General features: G+C 59.5%; 16 protein-coding genes. 12 read left to right on the top strand and 4 right to left on the bottom strand.

From position 1 onward, the window contains the following. Window positions 1–13: 13 nt before the first annotated feature. The 5 genes from PL640_RS18175 (at window position 14) to PL640_RS18195 (ending at window position 5,738) form a co-directional block, all read left to right on the top strand. Window positions 14–1,516 (top strand): sugar ABC transporter ATP-binding protein, encoded by a 1,503-nt coding sequence (locus PL640_RS18175; protein ID WP_269702372.1) that lies wholly within the window; start codon window positions 14–16, stop codon window positions 1,514–1,516. After that, window positions 1,506–2,483: an ABC transporter permease gene (locus tag PL640_RS18180; protein ID WP_142842952.1), complete on the top strand. Its 978-nt coding sequence runs from the start codon at window positions 1,506–1,508 to the stop codon at window positions 2,481–2,483. Before PL640_RS18175 ends, PL640_RS18180 begins: the two co-directional genes overlap by 11 nt. 39 nt (window positions 2,484–2,522) lie before the next feature. Further along, entirely contained in the window at window positions 2,523–3,254 is a 732-nt protein-coding gene (locus tag PL640_RS18185; protein ID WP_269702374.1) for an SDR family oxidoreductase, read from the top strand. 90 nt (window positions 3,255–3,344) lie between these two features. Next, the gene (locus PL640_RS18190; protein WP_271362931.1) at window positions 3,345–4,955 is read left to right on the top strand and encodes an FGGY-family carbohydrate kinase; all 1,611 of its coding nucleotides are present in this window, start codon (window positions 3,345–3,347) and stop codon (window positions 4,953–4,955) included. A gap of 57 nt (window positions 4,956–5,012) precedes the next feature. Then, the gene (locus tag PL640_RS18195; protein WP_271362932.1) at window positions 5,013–5,738 is read left to right on the top strand and encodes an SDR family oxidoreductase; all 726 of its coding nucleotides are present in this window, start codon (window positions 5,013–5,015) and stop codon (window positions 5,736–5,738) included. Window positions 5,739–5,842: 104 nt separating this feature from the next. Here PL640_RS18195 and proP read toward each other — a convergent pair whose 3' ends face one another. The 3 genes from proP to PL640_RS18210 form a co-directional block, all read right to left on the bottom strand. Further along, complete coding sequence (gene proP / locus PL640_RS18200) at window positions 5,843–7,363, bottom strand: glycine betaine/L-proline transporter ProP (protein WP_271362933.1); 1,521 nt, start codon at window positions 7,361–7,363, stop codon at window positions 5,843–5,845. Between the two features lie 160 nt (window positions 7,364–7,523). Next, the gene (locus PL640_RS18205) at window positions 7,524–7,820 is read right to left on the bottom strand and encodes a PRC-barrel domain-containing protein (RefSeq protein WP_003522015.1); all 297 of its coding nucleotides are present in this window, start codon (window positions 7,818–7,820) and stop codon (window positions 7,524–7,526) included. 229 nt (window positions 7,821–8,049) lie between these two features. Beyond that, window positions 8,050–10,026 carry a putative bifunctional diguanylate cyclase/phosphodiesterase gene (locus PL640_RS18210; protein ID WP_271362934.1) on the bottom strand — a complete coding sequence of 659 codons (1,977 nt, stop codon included), beginning with the start codon at window positions 10,024–10,026 and terminating at the stop codon, window positions 8,050–8,052. 339 nt (window positions 10,027–10,365) lie between these two features. Here PL640_RS18210 and PL640_RS18215 point away from each other — a divergent pair, with 339 nt between their 5' ends. The 4 genes from PL640_RS18215 (at window position 10,366) to PL640_RS18230 (ending at window position 15,273) form a co-directional block, all read left to right on the top strand. Continuing rightward, window positions 10,366–11,205 (top strand): inositol monophosphatase family protein, encoded by an 840-nt coding sequence (locus PL640_RS18215; RefSeq protein ID WP_271362935.1) that lies wholly within the window; start codon window positions 10,366–10,368, stop codon window positions 11,203–11,205. A gap of 57 nt (window positions 11,206–11,262) precedes the next feature. Next, entirely contained in the window at window positions 11,263–11,871 is a 609-nt protein-coding gene (locus PL640_RS18220) for a dual specificity protein phosphatase family protein (protein WP_271362936.1), read from the top strand. Continuing rightward, entirely contained in the window at window positions 11,865–13,550 is a 1,686-nt protein-coding gene (locus PL640_RS18225) for a metallophosphoesterase family protein (protein ID WP_271362937.1), read from the top strand. Before PL640_RS18220 ends, PL640_RS18225 begins: the two co-directional genes overlap by 7 nt. A gap of 79 nt (window positions 13,551–13,629) precedes the next feature. After that, complete coding sequence (locus PL640_RS18230; RefSeq protein WP_271362938.1) at window positions 13,630–15,273, top strand: Na/Pi cotransporter family protein; 1,644 nt, start codon at window positions 13,630–13,632, stop codon at window positions 15,271–15,273. On the opposite strand, the gene PL640_RS18235 is transcribed toward PL640_RS18230, so the two are convergent. Further along, window positions 15,270–16,256 carry a LacI family DNA-binding transcriptional regulator gene (locus PL640_RS18235; protein ID WP_142842946.1) on the bottom strand — a complete coding sequence of 329 codons (987 nt, stop codon included), beginning with the start codon at window positions 16,254–16,256 and terminating at the stop codon, window positions 15,270–15,272. The two genes, PL640_RS18230 and PL640_RS18235, sit on opposite strands and share 4 nt — an antisense overlap. Before the next feature lie 517 nt (window positions 16,257–16,773). Between PL640_RS18235 and PL640_RS18240 the strand changes: the two genes are divergently transcribed. Genes PL640_RS18240 through PL640_RS18250 form a run of 3 tightly spaced genes read left to right on the top strand, consistent with a single transcriptional unit; the run spans window position 16,774 to window position 20,919 of the window. Beyond that, window positions 16,774–18,627: an ABC transporter permease gene (locus tag PL640_RS18240; protein ID WP_142842945.1), complete on the top strand. Its 1,854-nt coding sequence runs from the start codon at window positions 16,774–16,776 to the stop codon at window positions 18,625–18,627. Continuing rightward, window positions 18,627–19,760, top strand: coding sequence for an ABC transporter ATP-binding protein (locus PL640_RS18245; protein ID WP_046801011.1), 1,134 nt, complete (start codon window positions 18,627–18,629; stop codon window positions 19,758–19,760). The genes PL640_RS18240 and PL640_RS18245 overlap by 1 nt, the downstream gene beginning before the upstream one ends. A gap of 34 nt (window positions 19,761–19,794) precedes the next feature. Next, a complete protein-coding gene (locus PL640_RS18250) occupies window positions 19,795–20,919 on the top strand; it encodes an ABC transporter substrate-binding protein (protein ID WP_271362940.1) in 1,125 nt (374 codons plus the stop codon). Window positions 20,920–20,944: the final 25 nt, after the last annotated feature.

The raw sequence follows: 20,944 nt of genomic DNA on the forward strand, positions 1-20,944 counted from the left end.
TGAGGAGGGTGAAATGCTGGAACTGAATGGAATAAGAAAAAGCTTTGGCAAGATCGAAGTCCTGCGCGGCGTCGACCTTGAGGCGCGCGCCGGCGAGGTGCATGCGCTTCTGGGCGAAAACGGTGCCGGCAAGTCGACTTTGATGAAGATCCTGTGCGGCATTTTGCAGCCATCGGACGGGACGATCCGCATTGACGGCAAGGATCGCCGCTTCGCCAATTATGACGAGGCGATTGCCGCTGGCGTCGGCATCGTGTTTCAGGAATTCAGCCTGATCCCCTATCTCAATGCCGTTGAAAACATGTTTCTTGCCCGCGAGATCTGCGGGCCGCTTCGCCTTTTGAACAAGGGCGCCATGCGCAAGCGCGCGGCCGAGATCATGAGCCGTCTGGCGGTGGATGTACCACTCGACGTGCCGGTGCATCGCCTTTCGGTTGCCCAGCAGCAATTTGTCGAAATCGCCAAGGCACTGTCGCTGGATGCCCGCATTCTCGTGCTCGACGAGCCGACCGCGACGCTAACTCCGTCCGAGACCGAACATCTGTTCAAGGTCATGCGTGAACTGCGACGTCAGGGCGTGGCGATCATCTTCATTTCCCATCACCTTGAAGAAATATTCGAGATCTGCGACCGCATCACCGTTCTGCGCGATGGTGAGCTTATCGGTTCCTGCCTGACTTCGGAGGTCGACAATGACCGTCTGGTCGAGATGATGGTCGGCCGGCGCATCGAATCCAGCTTCCCGCCAAAGCCGCCGCTCGATCCTTCCGCCGCAAAGGTGATCGAAGTGGAAGAGCTGCAATTGAAGAAGGGCGGCCCCGTCTCGCGCTTTGCGCTGCGGAAGGGCGAAATTCTCGGCTTTGCCGGGCTTGTCGGCTCGGGCCGCACGGAAACGGTTCTCGCCATGCTGGGCGCGCATTCCGCCTCGCGCCGCAAGATCAAGGTCGACGGTGTGGACACGCGTTTTTCCGGTCCTGATGAAGCGCTGATGCGCGGCATCGGCTTGCTTCCGGAAAGCCGCAAGGAGGAGGGGCTGATCACCAGTTTCTCCATCCTGCAGAATATTTCGCTGAATAATTACCGCAAATACCGCAAGGCCCACTGGTTCCTCGATCTCAAAAAGGAACTGGAGCACACGACAAAGGCCATGGCGCAGGTGCAGGTGAAGGCGCAGGGCCCCTATGCCCGCGTCGACACGCTATCGGGCGGCAACCAGCAGAAGATCGTCATCGCCCGCTGGCTGAACCATGACATGCGCGTGCTGATCTTCGACGAGCCGACACGCGGCATCGACGTTGGGGCGAAGGCGGAAATCTACTCGCTGATGCGCGAATTCGCTGCCAAGGGATACTCGATCATCATGATCTCCTCGGAGCTGCCGGAAGTGATCGGCATGTCCGACAGGGTCTGCGTCTTCCGTTCCGGCGGCATCGTCGCCACGGTCGAGGGCGAAGACATCAATTCAGAAACAATAATGACAAACGCCACCACCGGGAGAGTTGAACATGTCGCTTGATGCAAACACCGGCGTTGCCGCGAAAACGGGCGGTTTCAGTCTCGGCGCCATGCTGCGTTCGCCGCTCGCCCTGCCTCTGGCGGGCCTGATTGTCGTATCGATCCTGATGGGGCTTGCGAGCGACAATTTCTTCAGCGTCAACAATATCATGAACGTGCTGCGGCAGGTTTCCGTCGTCGGCATTCTCGCCGTCGGCATGACCTTCGTCATCCTCACCGGCGGCATCGATCTGTCGGTCGGTGCGGTCATGGCGCTTGTCGGCACGCTGTCGGCCGGGCTTATGGTGAATACCGGTCTGTCTCCCGCGGTTGCGTTGCCGGCTGGCCTGTTCATCGGTCTCGGCATCGGCATCTTCAACGGCGCGCTCGTCGCATGGGGCAAGATGCCGGCCATCATCGTCACGCTCGCCACCATGGGCATGGCACGTGGCCTCGGTCTCATCTATTCCGGCGGTTATCCGGTCAGCGGCATTCCGAGCTGGATTTCCTGGTTCGGCGTCGGCCGCGTCGGTGTCGTTCCCGTACCGGTCATCATCATGGTGGTGATTTATGCCATTGCCTGGGTGCTGTTGCAGCGCACGGCTTTTGGCCGCCACGTCTATGCACTCGGTGGCAACGAACTTGCCGCCCGCCTTTCGGGTGTGAAGACCCAGCGTGTCAAACTTGCCGTCTATGGCATTTCGGGTGTCACCGCGGCACTTGCCGCCCTCATCCTCACCGGCCGCCTGATGAGTGGCCAGCCCAATGCCGGCGTCGGCTTCGAACTGGATGCCATCGCAGCGGTCGTTCTCGGCGGTACGGCGATTGCCGGCGGCAGGGGTCTCATCCTCGGCACGCTCATCGGCGCAGTGCTGCTCGGCATTCTCAATAACGGCCTCAACCTGATGGGCATCAACCCCTATCTGCAGGATGTCATCAAGGGCGGCATCATTCTGCTGGCCATCTATATCGGGCGCGAATGGCGCTGAGCCGGCCCGGAAATATCTTCATAAACGCAGGAGAATTAAATGTCTGAATCGCTGCAAGGCAAGATCGCGGTCATCACCGGTGCCGCATCCGGCATCGGGCTTGCCACAACAGAAGCGCTCTTGGAACAGGGCGCAACCGTGGTCATGGTCGACTGGAACGAGAAAGCCTTGAAAGACCTGGCCGCCAAGCTTGGTGACCGCGCCATTCCGCAGGTGACGAACCTGCTCGATGCCGACAGCTGCAACGCCATGATCCCGGAAATCCTAGGGAAAGTCGATCATATCGACATCCTCTATTGCAATGCCGGCACCTATATCGGCGGTGAGCTGACCGAAACGACGCCTGAAGCCATCGACAAGATGCTGAACCTCAACGTCAACGCCGTGATGAAGAATGTGCAGGCCGTCGTGCCGCACATGTCGGAGCGCAAGACGGGCGATATCATCGTCACCTGCTCGATCGCCGGTCATTTCCCGACCTATTGGGAGCCGGTCTATTCGGGCTCGAAATGGGCGATCACCAGCTTCGTGCAGGGCATGCGCCGCCAGATGATCCCGCACGGCGTGCGCGTTGCGCAGGTCTCTCCCGGCCCGGTCGTCTCAGCACTTCTGGCGGACTGGCCGGAGGAAAACCTCCGCAAGGCCAAGGAATCGGGTAGCCTTATCGATGCGAGCGAAGTGGCCGATGCCGTTGTCTACATGCTGACGCGCAAGCGTACCGTCACCATCCGCGACATGCTGGTTCTCCCGACCAACTTCGACCGCGTTTAAAAACTTCTGGAGCGGCTGGGGAAATCGGAACCGGTCCAGCCGCTCCATATCGTTCAAGCACCGGATGATCCGCTCCGAGGAGTATCGCAAATGGCTTCCTACCTTGTTGGCGTCGATGTCGGGACAGGCTCGGCGCGGGCCGGTGTCTTCGATGTCGCAGGCAAGCTTCTCGCTACCGCCAAGCGCCCGATCAGCATGCACCGCGAGGATGGCGGCATTGCCGAACAGTCGAGCGGTGAGGTGTGGCAGGCGGTTTGCGACAGCGTGCGCGAAAGCGTTTCGCGCGCCGGCATTAATCCGGCCGAAGTTGCCGGCATCGGTTTCGATGCCACCTGCTCGCTGGTTGTTCGCGGGCCTGATGATGAGACCCTGCCGGTTGGCGCTGCCGATCATCCCGAACGCGATATCATCGTCTGGATGGATCATCGCGCCGTCGAACAGGCGGAGCGCATCAACGCCGGCGAACATGCCGTCCTGAAATATGTCGGCGGCCGCATCTCTCCCGAAATGCAGACGCCGAAGCTTTTGTGGCTTAGTGAAAACAGGCCGGATGTCTATGCCCGTGCCGAGCACTTCTTCGACCTGACGGATTTTCTGACATGGAAGGCTTCCGGCGCGCTTGATCGTTCCGCCTGCACGGTAACCTGTAAGTGGACCTATCTTGCCCATGAAAACCGCTGGGATGCGGAATATTTCAACCACATCGGGCTTGGCGATCTCGCCGAACAGGGCTTCCGCCGCATCGGTGAAAGCGTCGTCCATCCCGGCACGGCGCTGGGTAACGGCCTGACCGAAGAGGCGGCAAAAGCCATGGGGCTGGTTGCGGGCACGGCGGTTGCCGCAGGCCTGATCGATGCCCATGCCGGTGGCGTTGGCACCGTGGCTGCAGGCGGTGATGCCTCGCGATGCCTCGGTTATGTCTTCGGCACCTCGTCCTGCACCATGACGACCACCACCGAACCTGCCTTTGTGCCGGGTGTCTGGGGTCCCTATTATTCCGCCATGGTTCCCGGCGCTTGGTTGAATGAGGGCGGCCAGTCCGCCGCCGGCGCGGCCATCGATTATCTGGTGCAATTACATCCTGCCTTTGCCGAGGCGAAGGTGCTTGCCGAGAAGGAAGGCAAAGCCTTGCCGGTTTGGCTTGCCGACCGCGCGCTTAGCCTTGCCGCATCCGCTTCCGCCGCAGCGGAAGTCGCCGAAGATTTTCATGTGGTGCCGGAGTTCCTCGGTAACCGTGCCCCCTTTGCAGATCCCCATGCCCGCGCCATCATTGCCGGCTACGGTATGGAAACCGGTGTGGATTCGCTCGTCGCGCTTTATGTGGCGGGGCTTCTCGGCCTCGGTTACGGGCTTCGCCAGATCATCGAAACACAGGCCCGCAACGGCGCGCCGGTGGAAACCATCAGTGTCAGCGGTGGGGCCGGCGCTCATCCGCTTGCCCGGCAGTTGCTGGCGGACGCGACGGGGCTTCCCGTTGAACTGACCGAATGCGAAGAGCCAGTGCTTCTGGGGTCGGCCATGTTGGGTGCCGTTGCTGCGGAAACCTATCCGGACCTGATGGCGGCGATGCCCGCCATGTCGCGGATCGCCAGCTGTGCTTCGCCTGATCCGGCTTTTCAAAAGGTTCATCAGTCGCGGTACGACGCATTTCTGGCCCTGCAAAATGCGGCGCGCGCCATTCGATCCGCCAGCCATTCCTGAGCCGCGTCACAAGTTTAGATCATCCGGCCGTATTGGCCGCAAAATAACGAGGATTCCATGCAGTTTTCCGGAAAGTCCGTCATCATCACCGGCGCAGGCAAAGGCATCGGCCGCGCCTGTGCGCAGTTGATGGCCGCACGCGGTGCGGAAGTGGTGGCGATCAGCCGCACGCAGTCCGATCTCGACAGCCTGAAAAGCGAAATCGGTGGCCGTTCGATCCGCGTCGATCTTGCCGATGTCGCCGCCACCCGTGCCGCCATGGCGGAAGCTGGGCCGTGCGATTTCCTGATCAACAGCGCCGGCATCAATGTGCTGGAAAACGTGCTCGACATGAGCGATGCGGGTTATGAAGCCGTTCTCGGCATCAACCTGCGCGCTGCACTCGTCACCTGCCAGGAATTCGCCCGCGCTCGTGTCGCCAAGGGTGGCGGTGGTGCCATCGTCAACATCACGTCCATCGCCGGCCATCGCGGTTTTCAGGATCACCTGTGTTACGCAGCGTCGAAGGCAGGTCTTGAAGGCGCAACCCGTGTTCTCGCCAAGGAACTTGGCGCACACGGAATCCGCGTTAACGCCGTTGCCCCGACGATCACGCTCACCGAACTGGCGGCGGAAGCCTGGAACGATCCGGTCAAGAGCCAGCCTATGATGGTTCGCCATCCGCTCAACCGTTTTGCCGAAGCTGAAGAGGTGGCACAGAGCATCGCGCTGCTGCTTTCGGATGACAGCAAGATGATTTCCGGCGCCGTATTGCCTGTGGACGGCGGTTTCCTCGCCGTTTGAGACAGGACAAGCTGGTCTCAAAGCGGATCGCTGAAAACCACTAAAACGAATGCGCGGGGTGCAAGATGCACCGCCGCGCATTTCATTTTTATGATGTGGCGTTGTCAGGTCAGGTCCGGATGTCGGCCGACGAGTTCTTCACGTTTGGTCTGCAGAATCCTCTTTTGCTCCTCCAGTTTGACGAGTTCCTCGTCAATCTCCTCGACGCTTTTTTCGATATGCAGATATTGCTCGGCCAGAAGCGATTTCGCTTCCTTTCGGCTGGAGGCATTTGGTGTATCGCCATAAAGCGGCCGGTTGGCGGTTTCCTTCAGGAAGAAGGTCGTGATGATGCCGAAGACGGCTGCGACCATGAGGTAATAGGCGGGCATGTAAATGTTCTCGGTTACCTCTACCAGCCAGGCGGTTACCGTTGGTGTCAGCCCGGCGACGATGATCGAGATATTGAACGCGATTGCCAAAGCGCTGTAGCGGATGCGGGCCGGGAAGAGGGCGGGCAAGGTCGAGGCCATGATGCCGATCAGGCAATTGAGCGCGACTGCGAGAATGAGCAGCCCGAAGAATATCTGCACCACCTGGCCACTGGCGATGAAATGAAAGGCCGGCAGCGAGAACAGCAGGATCGCCATGCTGCCAACGGCAAGAAAAGGCTTGCGGCCAATCCGGTCGCTGAGCAACCCGATTGCAGGCTGGACGAACAGCATGCCGACCATGACAGCAATGATGATGAGAACGCCGTGATCCTCGCTGTAATTCAGCGTTTTCGACAGATAGGTCGGCATGTAGGTGAGCAGCATGTAATAGGTCACGTTGGTGACGAGAACCATGCCGATGCAGATCGCCAGCGATCTTGTATGCTCTCTGGCGATTTCCGCGATCGGCACCATCGGCCGCTCCTTGAGCGACTGGCGATCCTCTTCTTCAGCACGCTGCAGGCGTTCGGTAAAGGCCGGGGTTTCTTCCGCGGCGTGGCGGAGATAAAGGCCGATGAGCCCGAGCGGCGCGGCGAGGAAGAACGGGATGCGCCAGCCCCAGTCGAGGAATTTCGCCTCTCCCAGGGCGGTGCTGAGCAGCACGACGAACCCCGCGCCAAGCACGAAGCCGGCAATCGAACCGAAATCGAGCCAGCTTCCGAGATAACCGCGTTTGCGGTCCGGTGCATATTCCGCCACGAAGATGGCCGCACCGGTATATTCGCCGCCGACGGAAAAGCCCTGAACGAGCTTGCAGAGCAGCAGAAGGATCGGTGCCCATATGCCGATGGTTGCATAACCCGGAATGAGGCCGATGCAGAAGGTGCTGGCCGCCATGATGATGATGGTCAGAGAGAGGACTTTCTGCCGCCCGAACCTGTCACCCATCGCACCGAAGAAAATGCCACCGAGAGGACGAATGAGAAACGGCACCGAAAATGTTGCCAGCGCCGCCACCGTCTGAACGGCGGGAGCAGCTTCGGGAAAAAAGACCTTGCCGACAGCGTAAGCGACAAAACCGTAAACGCCGAAGTCGAACCACTCCATGGCATTGCCGAGGGCGGCGGCGGTCACGGCTTTTTTGACCTTTTCGTCATCGATGACGGTCACGTCGTCAATGCTCAGCGGGCTGGCCTGAATCTGACTGTTCAACTGTTGTCCCCTTGAATGCCTTGCAATCAATTATTGCGCGCAATGAAAATGCCTGACATGCGCAAGCGTTCCATTTGTCGGCAGAAGCGGGCAGGGAGTGACCCATATAAACGAACGCCCGGCGAATGGCCGGGCGCTTCTGAAGTCTGGTGGGATGAATTTAGTGACGATGCTCGGGCATGTCTTTCAGCTGGTCCTTCGTCCATGACGTAACCGCGTGGACATCACCATCCTCATCCCGCATGAAATCGAGATCGCTGAGCGGCACGGCCACGGGCTTTGCGCCGATGCCGAGGAAGCCGCCGACATCGATGATCGCGGTGCTACCGGCCCCAACGCCGTGGACATGGTCAACCTTGCCGACCTTGTGGTCGTCCGCACCATAAACGGTCGCTCCTTCGAGCACCGAAGGTGTGAGTTCCGTTTCAACCAGGCGTACGTGATTGGTGTGATCCATTGTTCTTCCTCCTGTCTTGGTTTGCACAAAACAAACTCCCGCACTGCAAAACCGTTCCATCCAATTTTGCGGCGGGCAAAGGCAGGTTATTTCTCATCGGTACATTGTTGGGTCCCTGGCGGATGCCCGTCCGAACAACTGGAGGAGCAGGCAGCCCTTCTGCGGGAGGCGCTTGGTCCGCCTCTCCCTGCCGGCCGAAAAAAGGCGGCCGTTTGCCTCTACCATCAGGTCAACTTGCAATGGCAGCTTGTGACTTTCCTGCGCTGTTGCGGGTAGCCGCGCGGCGCCCGGAAAGAAATTCATCGACATCCTCTTCTCGCAGCGGCGGTGCATAAACATAGCCCTGCACCAGCGTGGCGCCGAGGCCTTCAAGGGCTACAAGCTCTTCCGGTGTTTCGACCCCTTCCACCACACATTCCAGTCCCATATCCCGGCTGAGGGTGAGAAGCGATTTGACGATCTTGTAGCTCGCCGGCTTTTCGTGCAGGTCGGTCACGAAACTGCGGTCGATCTTGATCTTGGTGAGAGGCAGGGCGTGCAGCCGCGTCAGGCTGGAATAACCCGTGCCAAAATCATCCAGAGAAATCCCGCAGCCGAGACGCCGCAACATTTCGACCGACTGCCTGACCTGTTCGAAATCATGCGCAAAGGCCGTTTCGGTAATTTCAAGGTCAAGACGCCGTGCATCGAAGCCGCTGTTTTCGATGATGCCGATCAGGGACAGCACGCCTTCGCAGGAATTGAGATCATGGGCCGAGAGGTTGAATGATAGCCTGATGGAGGGCTGCCATTGTGATGCGGAAGCGAGCGCCTTCTTGAGAAGCGGTCGCGTCAGCGAACTGACGATGCCGGCGCGCTCGGCAATGGAGAAGAATTGGGCGGGCGGCACATGCCCGAGGATCGGGCTATGCCAGCGCGCCAGGGCCTCAAAACCGTCGGTTCCTCCATCGCGTATATCGACGATTGGCTGGAACACCACTGAAAGCTCGTTTTCCATATCGCGCTGCTTGAGCAGATGTTCGATGCGGGCTTCGATATTGATCTGCTTTTCGTGTTCCGCGTCGAATAGCACGGCATCGCCGCGCCGGGTCTTCTTGGCATGATAAAGGGCATAATCTGCCCTGTCGAAAAGCTGTTCCAGCGTGGAGGCGAGATGTGGAAAGACGGCTATCCCCATCGAGGCGGAAACATGCACCGTTCCCTCCGGCATATGGTAGGGCGCTCTCAGTTGCTCTGAAATTGCATTGGCATTGGCAACGAGCTGCGCATCATCGGGTATGATCGGAGCAACGATGGCAAATTCGTCGCCGCCCAGCCGGAACGCCCTGCTGGCTTTCAGACTGGCGGTAAGGCGTTTGCTGACATTGACCAGCAGTCTGTCGCCGACGGAGTGTCCATAGAGGTCGTTGACCGGCTTGAAGCCGTCGAGATCGATGACGCCCAACGCCAGCCGGGTTCCTGCGGCTCTGGCCTTTTCCAGCTCGACTTCCAGATGGGTGAAAAAAGCGCGGCGATTGGGCAGCTCGGTCAGGCTGTCCATATTGGCAAGCAGCAGGTTCTCGTTGCTCAGCGCTTCCGTACGCTGCTGCGAGACGACCATACGTTCGAAATTGCGGTAGTTGGTCAACAGGATGGACATCATGCCGGCGCAGACCAGCAGAACATTGATGGCAATGGCGATGAATGTCGGTTGCCGTGATGCCAGAAAGAAGACGATGAACGCGCCGTTGACGATGAGGGTGACAATGAAGGCGGCAGAGCGCACATACATCAGACAGAAGATGCAGGAAATCACCGTGATCGCCATGTAGAAGGCGACGTGAGACTGCATATAGGCGTCCCCGTAAGGCACCAGCAAAAAAGACCAGAGCGTGAATGCCATGGCGATGCCGACCGCCAGGCGGTTTGTGCGCTGGAGTGCCGCGTGAGCCATTTTCGGCTTCGGATCGATGCCGCGCGTCTTCCACCAGAATGCGACCCGGAGCGTGCAGCCAAGGGTGAAAAGAGTGGGAACTCCAATGGTGAGCCAAAACGGCGCCAGTTGCATATGCGTAATGGCCAGCGCCCATGTACTTGAAAGCAGTATGAAATACATCATCGGCATCTGCCGCGTGAAGGCGCGATACTGTGCTTTCAGCAAGTCCGGATTGTCAGATCGAACAGACATGAAATTTTGAAATTTTTGTTTGGCAGTTAGTATTTTCATTGGCCGCTCATCAAGTAGAGAGCGGCGTTGATAACATAAATACAGTTACATCATTGAAAATACACAGGGTTAATCGAGGGAAAACCATATCAACCTCGAGATGTGTACAATTGTCTGTCGCAACACATCATTTGCATTGGTCAAAGTGCGCTGATACGTCTTGAGTGATCCAGAACAAGCGTTTAATTCAGCGCCATCAATTGCGATGGATATCCTGCACGGGCAGGATTGGCCATGTCCGACCCGAAACAATCAATTCCTCCAAAAATCGTGCTTGAAAACATTGAACACGTGTGCAATATGAACGCGCGTTCACTCTAAGGGAAATGGTTGTTGCGCATGGACTCGATGCCTTATCCAGATACATTGACGGCTCGCGCCGAACTCTGCCGCAGCGTTATTCTTTCCGCCGGGGAACTGGTGCTGAAAGGCTTTCAGGGCGAAGCGACACGCAGCTTTTCGATGAAGGGGCCGCAGGACTTTCTGACCGTGACGGATGCTGCCTCCGAGGCGCATATTCGCGGTGCCATCGCGGCGTGTTTTCCTGACGACAGTTTTTTCGGTGAAGAAGGCGGCGGAGAGATTGGCGAGCGCGTCTGGGTCGTGGATCCCATCGACGGGACTGCGAATTTCGCCCGTGGCATTCCACATTTCTGCATCTCCATCGCTTATGTCGAAAACGGGCGAACCGAGCTCGGCGCGATCTATAATCCCGCCCTTGACGAGCTTTATTTCGCCCGCCGCGGGGAGGGCGCGACGCGCAACGGCTTGCCGATCCGGGTGTCGGAGACGGAGCGTTTCGATGCGGCGTCGATCGAAATGGGCTGGTCGACCCGTGTGGCGAATGACATCTATCTCGATGTCGTCAAGAACCTGCTCGATATGGGCACCAATGTCCGCCGCGCGGGTTCTGGGGCCATGGCGCTTGCCTATGTGGCTGATGGCCGCTCCGATGCCTATCTCGAATTGCATATGAATTCATGGGATTGTCTTGCGGGACTGCTACTCGTCAGCGAAGCTGGCGGCGATGTCTGCCCTTTCCTGGAAATCGGTAGTCTTGAGGATGGCGGGCCGGTGCTGGCGGCAGCCGGTGGTGTTGCCAAAGGTGTGAGTGAGGCATCGAGCATACCTCTGGCCGAGCGGCAGCCATCCGGTGGGCAGTGGGTCGCATCGGCCTGATTTTAGGCGAAGCTCAGCCCCTGATGAAGGGCTGCTTCGTGCATGTGGAGGAATGACATGGATGGACCCGTTTATGCCCGGCCTGCGATCAGTCTGATTGCGGAAGGGCTTGGCCCGCACAATGCTGCGCTTTATATCGGCGGCAGCGATGGTGCGAGCGATCTCGGGCTCCTGCGCCAGCACGGCATTACCACTGTCGTCAATTGCGCCGTCAACCTCGATATCAATCTCGTGCAGGCGGCGGCGGAAGAGGGCGACAGACGCCCCGTGGGTTATGGCGATATCCGCTATTACAAGCTTGGCCTGATCGACGGAGAAGGCAGCCCCGACACGATGATGCTGGGGGCCTATTATATTCTTGACGGCGCGCTTCGCCAGACCATGCCGAAACGCGAAACCTATCCGTTTCCAGATGGCGGCAATGTGCTGGTCAATTGCCGCAGTGGCCGCAGCCGCTCCGTTTCGCTGGTGGCGCTTTTCCTCCATAAGCAGCAGCCGCATCTTTACCCCACCCTTGACGACGCGGTTTCCGTGATCCGTACCAGGCGGGAATTGCGGCCCGACGAATGGTTCGAGACGCCGAAACCCATGCTTTATGCCGCCGCCCGCCGTGCTTCCGACTGGATTGACATGGTTGAAGGCAGAAAGACCGCCCAATCATGCTGACACGTGCGCTTCCCTCCGTTGCCGTCATTGCCGACGCGCATTTTCATGATACCGCCGCCGATTTCGGATTTCCGGGCATCGAGATCGATGGCGAGCGCATCACCATGCGCAGCTGGTCGGACACGCGCGAATCTACCCGGGTTTTCAACGAGAGCGCCGATGCGCTGCATGCGGCGCTGGAAGAGGTGCGGCAGCGCGGCATTCGCCATGTGGTGCTGCTGGGCGACTATACCGATGACGGCCAGCGGGCGACCAGCGAAACGCTGAAGGGCATTCTGGAGCAGCATCGCGATGCCCATGGCACCGCTTTTTATGCATTGCCCGGAAACCACGATATCTTCGGCCCGCGCGGCCGGCACCATACCAAGGAATTCCTGACGGAAAATGGCCGATGCCTTTCCGTTTCGAGCGATGCACGGCGGGCTGGAGACAAGGTTGTCATCAGCGACCGGATGTATTGCGAGGGCTATCCAGCGGGCCTCGGCCCCATGGCGGGCTTCGGATATTTCCGCCAGCCGGACTATATTCATTGGGAAACGCCGTTCGGTCTCTCCGACTTGGCGGAGGACCGCCTATACGAGGTGCGCTCGCCCGATGGCCGCAATGTCTACCAGCTGATGGACGCCTCCTATCTCGTCGAGCCGGAGCCGGGTCTCTGGTTACTGATGATCGACGCCAATATTTTCGAACCGCTCGACGGTGCGTTCGAAAAAGGTGAGGAAGCAGCCTTTACCGACAGCACTTCCGGCGGCTGGAACGCGCTTTTGCGCTGCAAGCCCTTCATCATCGACTGGATTGCCGATGTGCGCCATAGGGCAGGGGCGCTCGGCAAAACGTTGCTTGGCTTTTCCCACTATCCGGCGCTCGATCCTTTTGATAGCGCAAGCGGTGCCGAGGGCGCGCTGTTCGGCGACACCAATGTCGTGCGCCGCACGCCGCGCAAAGCGGTGGAGGATGCGCTACGCGACGCCGGGCTTGCCATCCATTTCAGCGGGCACCTGCATGTGGAAGGTGTGACAAGGCGCGGGGACGGGGAGAATGCGCTCACCAATATCGCCGTGCCATCGCTGGTGGCCTTTCCGCCCGCCTTCAAGGTTGTCCACCCATCGCGGCAGGAAATCACTGTGGAGACGGTGGAGATGGACGCTTTGCCGATCAACAGCCGCATTTGTCGAGGCTATGCGCAGGAAATGGTGCTGGCCGGCGAAGATGAGGACCGGGTATTTGCGGCGGATAACTACGGTGAGTTTCTGCTTGGCCACAAACGGGCGCTGATCAGGCACCGTTATTTCATCAAGGAATGGCCGGCCGAGGTGGTGGCGGCCGTTGCGGATAAAACCGTGCAGGATGTTATTGGCCTGATTGGGAAAAAGGGCGCATCCATATCGGACGGTCTCGCGCTGGCTTCTGAATTGCCGATGTTCGAGCTGATTGCCGATTGGTATTGCCTGCGTCAGGGCGCGGGTCTTGCCCTGACGCATATCCGGCCAGAGCGGCTTTCCTTCTATCGGGTACTTGCGGAACGCTTCGGCCGCGAGGCGGATCGCCACGACGGTTCCGTTCAAAGCTTTATCGAAATCTTCTTCGGTGCGCTCGGCCTGTTTCTGGAACGTGCTGAAGGCAGTTCGCGTGATCTCACGCTTCAGTTCGCTCCACAATATGAGCGCGTAGCGGTTTGATCTGAAGGTTTTGCAACGGGCCGCTGCATCGTAGCCCCGAGTGCAGACCGGCGGCGGGGACGACAGGCGAGGTGATCCGATGGAATCGGTCGTTGTCAGCATCAATCTGTTCGGCGCGGTGGCGCTGCTGCTTTTCGGCCTTGCGCAGATCAAGGACGGCATGTCGCGCGCATTTGGCGCCAGGCTTCGCACCGGTCTTGCCGCCGGCACGCGGGGCGGTTTTCGCTCCTTCGTTGCCGGTCTCGTGGCGACGATCGCCTTGCAGAGTTCGACTGCGACCGCGCTGATGGTCGCTTCCTTCGTTGAAAAAGACCTTATCGCCCCGGCCATGGCGCAGATCGTGCTGCTGGGGGCCAATGTTGGCACCGCGATGACCGCGTGGATTGTCGCGCTCGGGCTTGGCTGGCTGTCGCCGATGCTCATCCTCGCGGGCGTCATCCTGCTACGGGGAAAATCGGCGCAGCGGCAGGGAGCGGGCGCGGCCCTTGCCGGTGTCGGCCTGATGCTACTTTCCCTGCATCTTCTTTCCGCGGCGACCGATCCGATCAGACAATCTCCGGCGCTTGGTCTCTTCATTTCATTGCTTGGCAATGCCTGGCCGGTGGCGCTGATTTTTTCCGCCGTCCTGGCGGTACTGGCATCTTCCAGTCTGGCAATTGTCGTTCTCATCCTGTCGCTCGCGGCAAGTGGCGGCATCGAAACGAGCCTTGTCATCGTGCTGGTGCTCGGTGCCAATCTCGGCGGTGCGGTGCCGCCGGTGCTGGCAACGCTGAAAGCGCCGATTGCGGCGCGCCGGGTGACTGTCGGCAACCTCATCGTCAGGGCCATCGGCTGTCTCCTGGCCCTGCCTTTTGCCGGATATGGCGCGGTGCTTCTGGATATGTCGCCCTTTTCGCACGCCAATCTCGCTGTTGATGCGCATCTTTTCTTCAATCTGGCTGTTGCCGCCATCGCATGGCCGCTCTCGCCGCTGCTGTTGCGGGTAACGAAGGCAATGCTGCCGGAAAAAGAGGGAGGCGAAAGCAGCCACAGCTATCTCGACAGTCACGATCTCGATCTGCCGGTTGCAGCACTTGCCGGTGCGAGCCGCGAGGTGCTGCTGGTCGGCGACCTGATCGAGCGCATGCTGCGGCAGGCAAATGAGGCGATGCGCGATAGCGACGTCGCGAAACTCAACGACATCAGCACGCTGGAAGGCCGGGTCGACCGTATCCAGCATGACATCAAGGTCTATGTCTCGAAGGTCGGGCATGACGGGCTTTGCCGCAAAGACCAGCGCCGCGCCATGGATATCGTCGAATATGCCATCAATCTCGAACATATCGGCGATATCATCGAGAAAGGCATCCGTCCGGAAATCGCCAAGAAGATCGATCTTGGCCTGCAGTTTTCCGCTGACGGCAAGAATGAGCTGGAGCGTCTTTTCGCCGTCACACTGGATAATATCCGCATGGCCCAGTCGGTTTTCGCGACCCGCAATGCCGATCTTGCCCGCCGGCTGGTGGAAGTGAAGGAAGATGTGCGGCGCCTCGAAAAGCAGTCTTCGGAGCGCCATCTGCAGCGCCTGCGCGACGGCCGGGCCGATAGCATCCAGACCAGCTCCGTGCATCTGGACATGCTGCGCGACCTCAAACGCATCAACGCCCATATCGCCGCCGTCGCTCATCCGATCCTCGATGAAAGCGGCCTCCTGATCGAAAGCCGCATCAAGCAGGTGGGTTAGCGCGCGGTGATGCGCTCGACCATGGAAACGGGCACGACCTGAAGCCGGGTTTCCGGCAGGTCGCTGTCGAGTGCGGTCAGGACTTTTTCGGTCAGCGCGTCGAAGGATTGGGCAACGGTGGTCAATTGATAACTTTTCCAGCCGGCCTGCGGAATATCATCGAAACCGACGATCGAGAGATCTTCCGGCACCCGGCGACCCATTTCCAGACGTGCGGCGTCCATGAAACCGAGCGCCAGCAGATCGGTCACGCAGAAAGCGCCATCAATCGCCTTGTCGGCCAGCAATTCGCAACCGGCCTGATAACCGCTGTCATAGCTTGTTGGTCCGCCGGACCAGGGAACGACCTCGATGCCTTCGATGGTCATGCGCTGGGTGAAGGCGCCGGCGCGGCGCAGCTGCGCCGGGGTCTGGCTGCCGCTGGAAATGACCGCGACCTTGCGGCACTTGGCCGCCACAAGCCGCATGGCGGCAAGGTCGGCCCCGTGGGAATCGTCGCTCAGCACCATATTGGTGTCGGTGCGGTCGAGACGCTGGTTGATGAGGATGAGGCGCACGCCATTGGCGATGCATTCATCGACGATCGAAGCCGGCGGTTCGCCCGAGAGAACGACGATTGCCTGGGCGCGGAACTCGAAAAGAAGCTCGATCAGCGGCGCGATGTCCTTGCGCGCATCCGCCGCATTCAGCAGCAGGCATTGCAGGCCGCGACGCAGAAGGCCGATGCTGAGCAGATCGAGCTGCTTTGAAATGAAGGGCGAACTCAGATTGGCGCCGACGACACCGATGAGGTTGGAGCGGTCATTGTTAAGGCCCTGCGCCAGACGATTGACGCGGTAGCCAAGTTCCTGCGCGGCTTTCAGCACCTTGCGCCGCACCACCTTCGAAACGCTGCCGCCGGGAGTGAAGGTGCGCGAGACGGCGGAGCGCGAGACCCCGGCCTTTTTTGCCACCTCTTCGGCTGTCACGAACCCTCTCGCCATTCAACTCCCCCGGTTGCGAAATCCTATGCCTGATATCACAGGCGATGTGGCGTCGGCTATTCCAATCGAAATTTTTCGGCTGCCTGCCGCTGCGCTGGAGCGGGATGACTGCGCACATCCCGGGGAAATGTCTCATTCGTTCCATTGTCCTCACGTCGGGAAAAACATTCCTCTGAATGTCACGCTCAAAAAATTACAGTTTTGTGACAAAAAGACGTTTTAAAACAAATAAATAAGATAGTGATCACGTGTGCATTTTTTCGTTGACAAAACATCTTTTAAGACGGATCATGCATTCCAAGGTGAAGTGAGTTATGGAATTTTTATTCTACCTCCGCTTTGCCGGCGATGTTTTCGGGAGGAGCTGGGATCATCGTTGTGGGCGGGTTGGAAGCCCGCTTCTGAAGCATTGATGCATTGTTGAAGGTCACGCACGCGCCGTCTGTTTTTCAGGCTTCGCGAAGGCAGATGCTTGCCGGCGTGTCAGGGCAATGGCGTGGCCATACGGGGAGAGATAATGGCTCTTTTAAGCGAATCGACGAAGGCGGAGGCATTGGGGCGTCCCCCTGCGACCGCGCCTTCGGCATGGCAGGCCTGGCGATACCGCCTCAAGGTCGCGCTCCGGGAGCCGACGACGCTGATCGGCGTTCTGACGGCCCTGCTTTTTACGTATCTGATCGTCGTGCCGATCATTTCGATTATTCTCGACGCCGTCCGCGTCCAGTTCGGCCATGAACGGCGTCTTGGCAAGGATGTCGGTGATCTCACGCTTTATTATCTCGACAGGGCGTTTTTCTCGCCTGTCGCGACAGACCTTTTCTGGCGACCGCTCTTTAACACGCTGACAGTGGCTTTCGGGGCGATTGCGCTTTCGCTGGTCATCGGCACCGTGCTTGCCTGGCTTATCAGCCGCACGGACATGTTCGGTCGACGCTGGTTCGCCACCGCGCTGATCGTGCCCTATATGCTGCCGGCCTGGACCTTTGCGCTGGCCTGGACGACCCTGTTCAAGAACCGCACCGTTGGTGGCCAGCCCGGCTGGTTCGAGGCTATCGGCCTCACTCCGCCGGACTGGGTTGCCTATGGGCGTTTCCCGATCACCATCATCCTTGCCCTGCATTATACGCCTTTCGTCATCCTGCTGTTCGGCTCGGCGCTTCGCCGCTTTGACTCGCAGCTTGAAGATTCCGCCCGCATTCTCGGTGCGCACCGTTATCAGGTGGCCTTGCAGGTCATCATGCCGCTGATGCGCCCGGCGCTGCTGTCTTCCATGGTGCTGATCTTTGCAAAGTGCCTCGGTGAATTCGGCGTACCCTATGTTCTCGGATTGCCCGTGAAGTTCGAAGTCCTGTCCACCTCGCTGTTTCGCAGCATCGCCTCGCGCCAGACCGGTGTTGCCGGTGTCGTTGCGGCCTCGATCATGCTCATCGGCATCATCACGCTGATGATCGATGCCCGCCTCGTTCGCGAAGCGCGCCGGTTCGTGACCATCGGTTCGAAAGGGTCGATGAACCGGCAAAACCGCCTCGGCAAGATGCGGCTTCCGGCAACCGGCTTTGCTGCTGCCATCTTCATCCTCAGCGTCGGTCTGCCGCTTCTGACGCTGGCGCTCTCGACCATCATGAAAATGCCGGCCAAATTCACGCTCGACAACTTCACGCTCGACTACTGGATTGGCACCAACCTCAACACCGTTGCTCTGCAGACCGGCGTTCTTTTGAGCCCCGATCTCTGGGCGGCGGCGAAAAACACGATGATGATCGTCGGGCTTGCCTCGCTGACATCAGGCGTTCTCGGCCTTCTGGTCGGTTATGTCGTCATCCGCACGCCGGTGCGCGCCTTGTCGGTCTATCTGCGACAGGTAACTTTCCTGCCCTATCTCGTGCCCGGCATCGCTTTTGCCGCCGCCTATCTGTCGCTGTTTGCCGTTCCGCGCGGGCCGATGCCGGCGCTCTATGGCACGGTGACGATCCTCATACTGGCGCTGATTGCCGACCAAATGCCCTATGCCTCACGCGCCGGCATCTCGGCCATGACGCAGCTTGGGAAGGACCCGGAAGAGGCGGCGCAGATTGCCGGTGCCGGCTGGTTCCGCCGCATGATCTCCATCGTCATCCCGATCCAGAAGGGATCGCTGGTGACGGGGGTTCTCCTGCCCTTCATCTCGGGCATCAAGGGCTTGAGCCTCTTCGTCATCCTCGCGGTGCCGAGCACGGACGTGCTGACCACCTATTCGCTGCGACTGGTCGATTACCACTACACGCAGGCCGCCAACGCCGTGGTGCTGATCATCGCCGGCATCGCCTATTTTGGCACGCTGTTGGCCCAGAAACTGACCCGCACAAATCTTGCAGAAGGACTTGGAAGCTGATGCCTACCATCAACCTGCGCGGTGCGCAGAAAAACTACGGTGTAAATTCCGCAAATGCGGTTTCCGATCTCGATCTTGAAATTCGTGACGGCGAGTTCATGTGTCTGCTCGGCCCTTCCGGTTGCGGCAAGACCACGACGCTGCGGATGATCGCCGGCCTCGAAAACCTCTCCGGCGGGGAAATCCGCGTCGGCGACCGGGTGATCGATTCCGTTACCGATGGCATCTTCGTGCCGCCGGAAAAGCGTGAAATGGGCCTGGTCTTCCAGAGCTATGCGCTGTGGCCGCATTTGACGATCGAGCGCAACACGGATTTCGGCCTGCGCCTGCGCAAGCTGCCGAAGGCCGAACGTGAAGCCCGTGTCGAGCGCGTCATGCAGGCGCTCGACATTGCCAAATATCGCGATCGTTACCCGTCGCAGCTTTCCGGTGGCCAGCAGCAGCGCGTGGCGCTTGCCCGCATGCTTGCCGTCAATCCCGGCGTTCTGCTTCTGGACGAACCACTCTCCAATCTGGATGCCCGGCTGCGGCTGGAAATGCGCGCTGAGCTGAAGCGGCTGCACAAGGAGTTCAAGACCACCATCGTCTTCGTGACGCACGACCAGTGGGAAGCCATGACGCTTGCCACCACCATCGCCGTCATGAACGAGGGCACGCTGCAGCAGATGGGCACGCCGAACGATATCTATGATCGCCCGGCCAACCGCTTCGTCGCCGAATTCGTCGGCAGCCCGCCGATCAATATCCTGACCTTCGGCCAGCCCGGCGTCTCGGATGTTGCCGACAAGGGAGAAGCCTATTTTGCAGCGCGTTATCCGCAGCTGCGCGGCATTGCCTCAGTTGGCATGCGGCCGGAGGCGATGGGTTACGTGATGAAGCCGGAAGACGTGCCACAGGGCAGCTTCTCCGGCGAGATGACGGTGACTGGCGTATTGCCGACAGGCGGCAGCTGGATTCTTGAACTGAGAAGCGAAAATCACACGCTGTTCCTCACCACCCATTCCCTGCCGCGTATCGACAGCGGCGACCGCGTGTTTTTCCACGTGCCGCCGGAAGCCCTGCACGCTTTCGATGCAAAGGGACAGCGGGTCACCGAGGCAGACGCCGTTCTACGCAACAGCACCTACAACTGAAAACGCCGGCAAAAACGGCTGAAGGAGAAACAGTATGAAGCGGACAATGACGGGTTTGAGCCGGCTGTTATGTGCAACGGCAATTGTCGCAACGTTTGGCGGTGCGGCGAAGGCCGAAGAGCCGTTCGACCTCAATGCCCTGATCGAGGCGGCAAAAAAGGAAAAACCGATCACCGTTTATGACAGCACCGGCAAGATCGTCGAAATGGCGAAGAACTTTGCCGCGAAATATGGCGTCGGTGCCGAGGGTGCGAAGGTCAAGGCCTCGGCCCAGCTGGAAATGATCATCCGCGAGGCGCGCGCCAACAATATTCAGGGCGATGTCTCGATCATCAGCGATGCGCCGGCGGCGATGGCGCAGCTTATTCCGATGGGTTTTGTCGAAAGCTGGCTGCCGCCGGATATGGCCGGCAATATTCCGCCGGAATATCAGGATCCGCTCACCGTCGTCACCAGCGCCAACGTCTGGGCCTATAATAGCGAGCTTTTCGACAAATGCCCCGTTTCCAACATCTGGGAACTGACCGACCCGAAGTGGAAGGGCAAGGTGGCGATGCAGGATCCGCTCGGCAAGGCATCCTATGTCGACTGGTTCAACCAGATGGCCAAGCACGGCGATGGCGAGGTGAAAGCCGCCTACAAGACACTCTACGGCAAGGATCTCGAAACAGCAGAGACGAGCGCGACCGCAGCCTGGGTAAAGGCACTTGCCGCCAATGCCCCGCTTTTGACCGATGCCGATGCGGCGGCCGCCGAAGCCGTGGGTTCGCCCGGCCAGAAAGACGCGTTCATGGGCCTCATCAGCTCGGCCAAGTTCCGTGACAACGCCGAGAAGGGCATGAAACTCGGCCTCTGCAAGGAGCTTAAGCCGTGGGCCGGCTGGCTTTATCCGGGCGTCGGCCTGATTACCAGGGGCACGGATAGCCCGAACGCGGCGAAGCTCTTCATTCATTACATCATGACCGCTGAAGGCATCGCGCCGCAGGCAATCGACGGCAAGATGTCGACGAACAAGGAGGTGAGCCTGCCTGCCGACGAGCCTTCGGGTATCGGCGCGGTTCTTAATGACATCCTGCCCTACAGCATGGCCACCAGCCTTGACGACTGGGATGCGCGCGAAACCTGGCAGGATTTCTGGCGCGTGAACTACAAAAAATAACGGGGGGACCGACGCAGTGACTACA

The organism is Agrobacterium sp. ST15.16.024, from assembly GCF_027956545.1.
GTDB classification, from domain to species: Bacteria; Pseudomonadota; Alphaproteobacteria; order Rhizobiales; family Rhizobiaceae; genus Agrobacterium; species Agrobacterium cucumeris.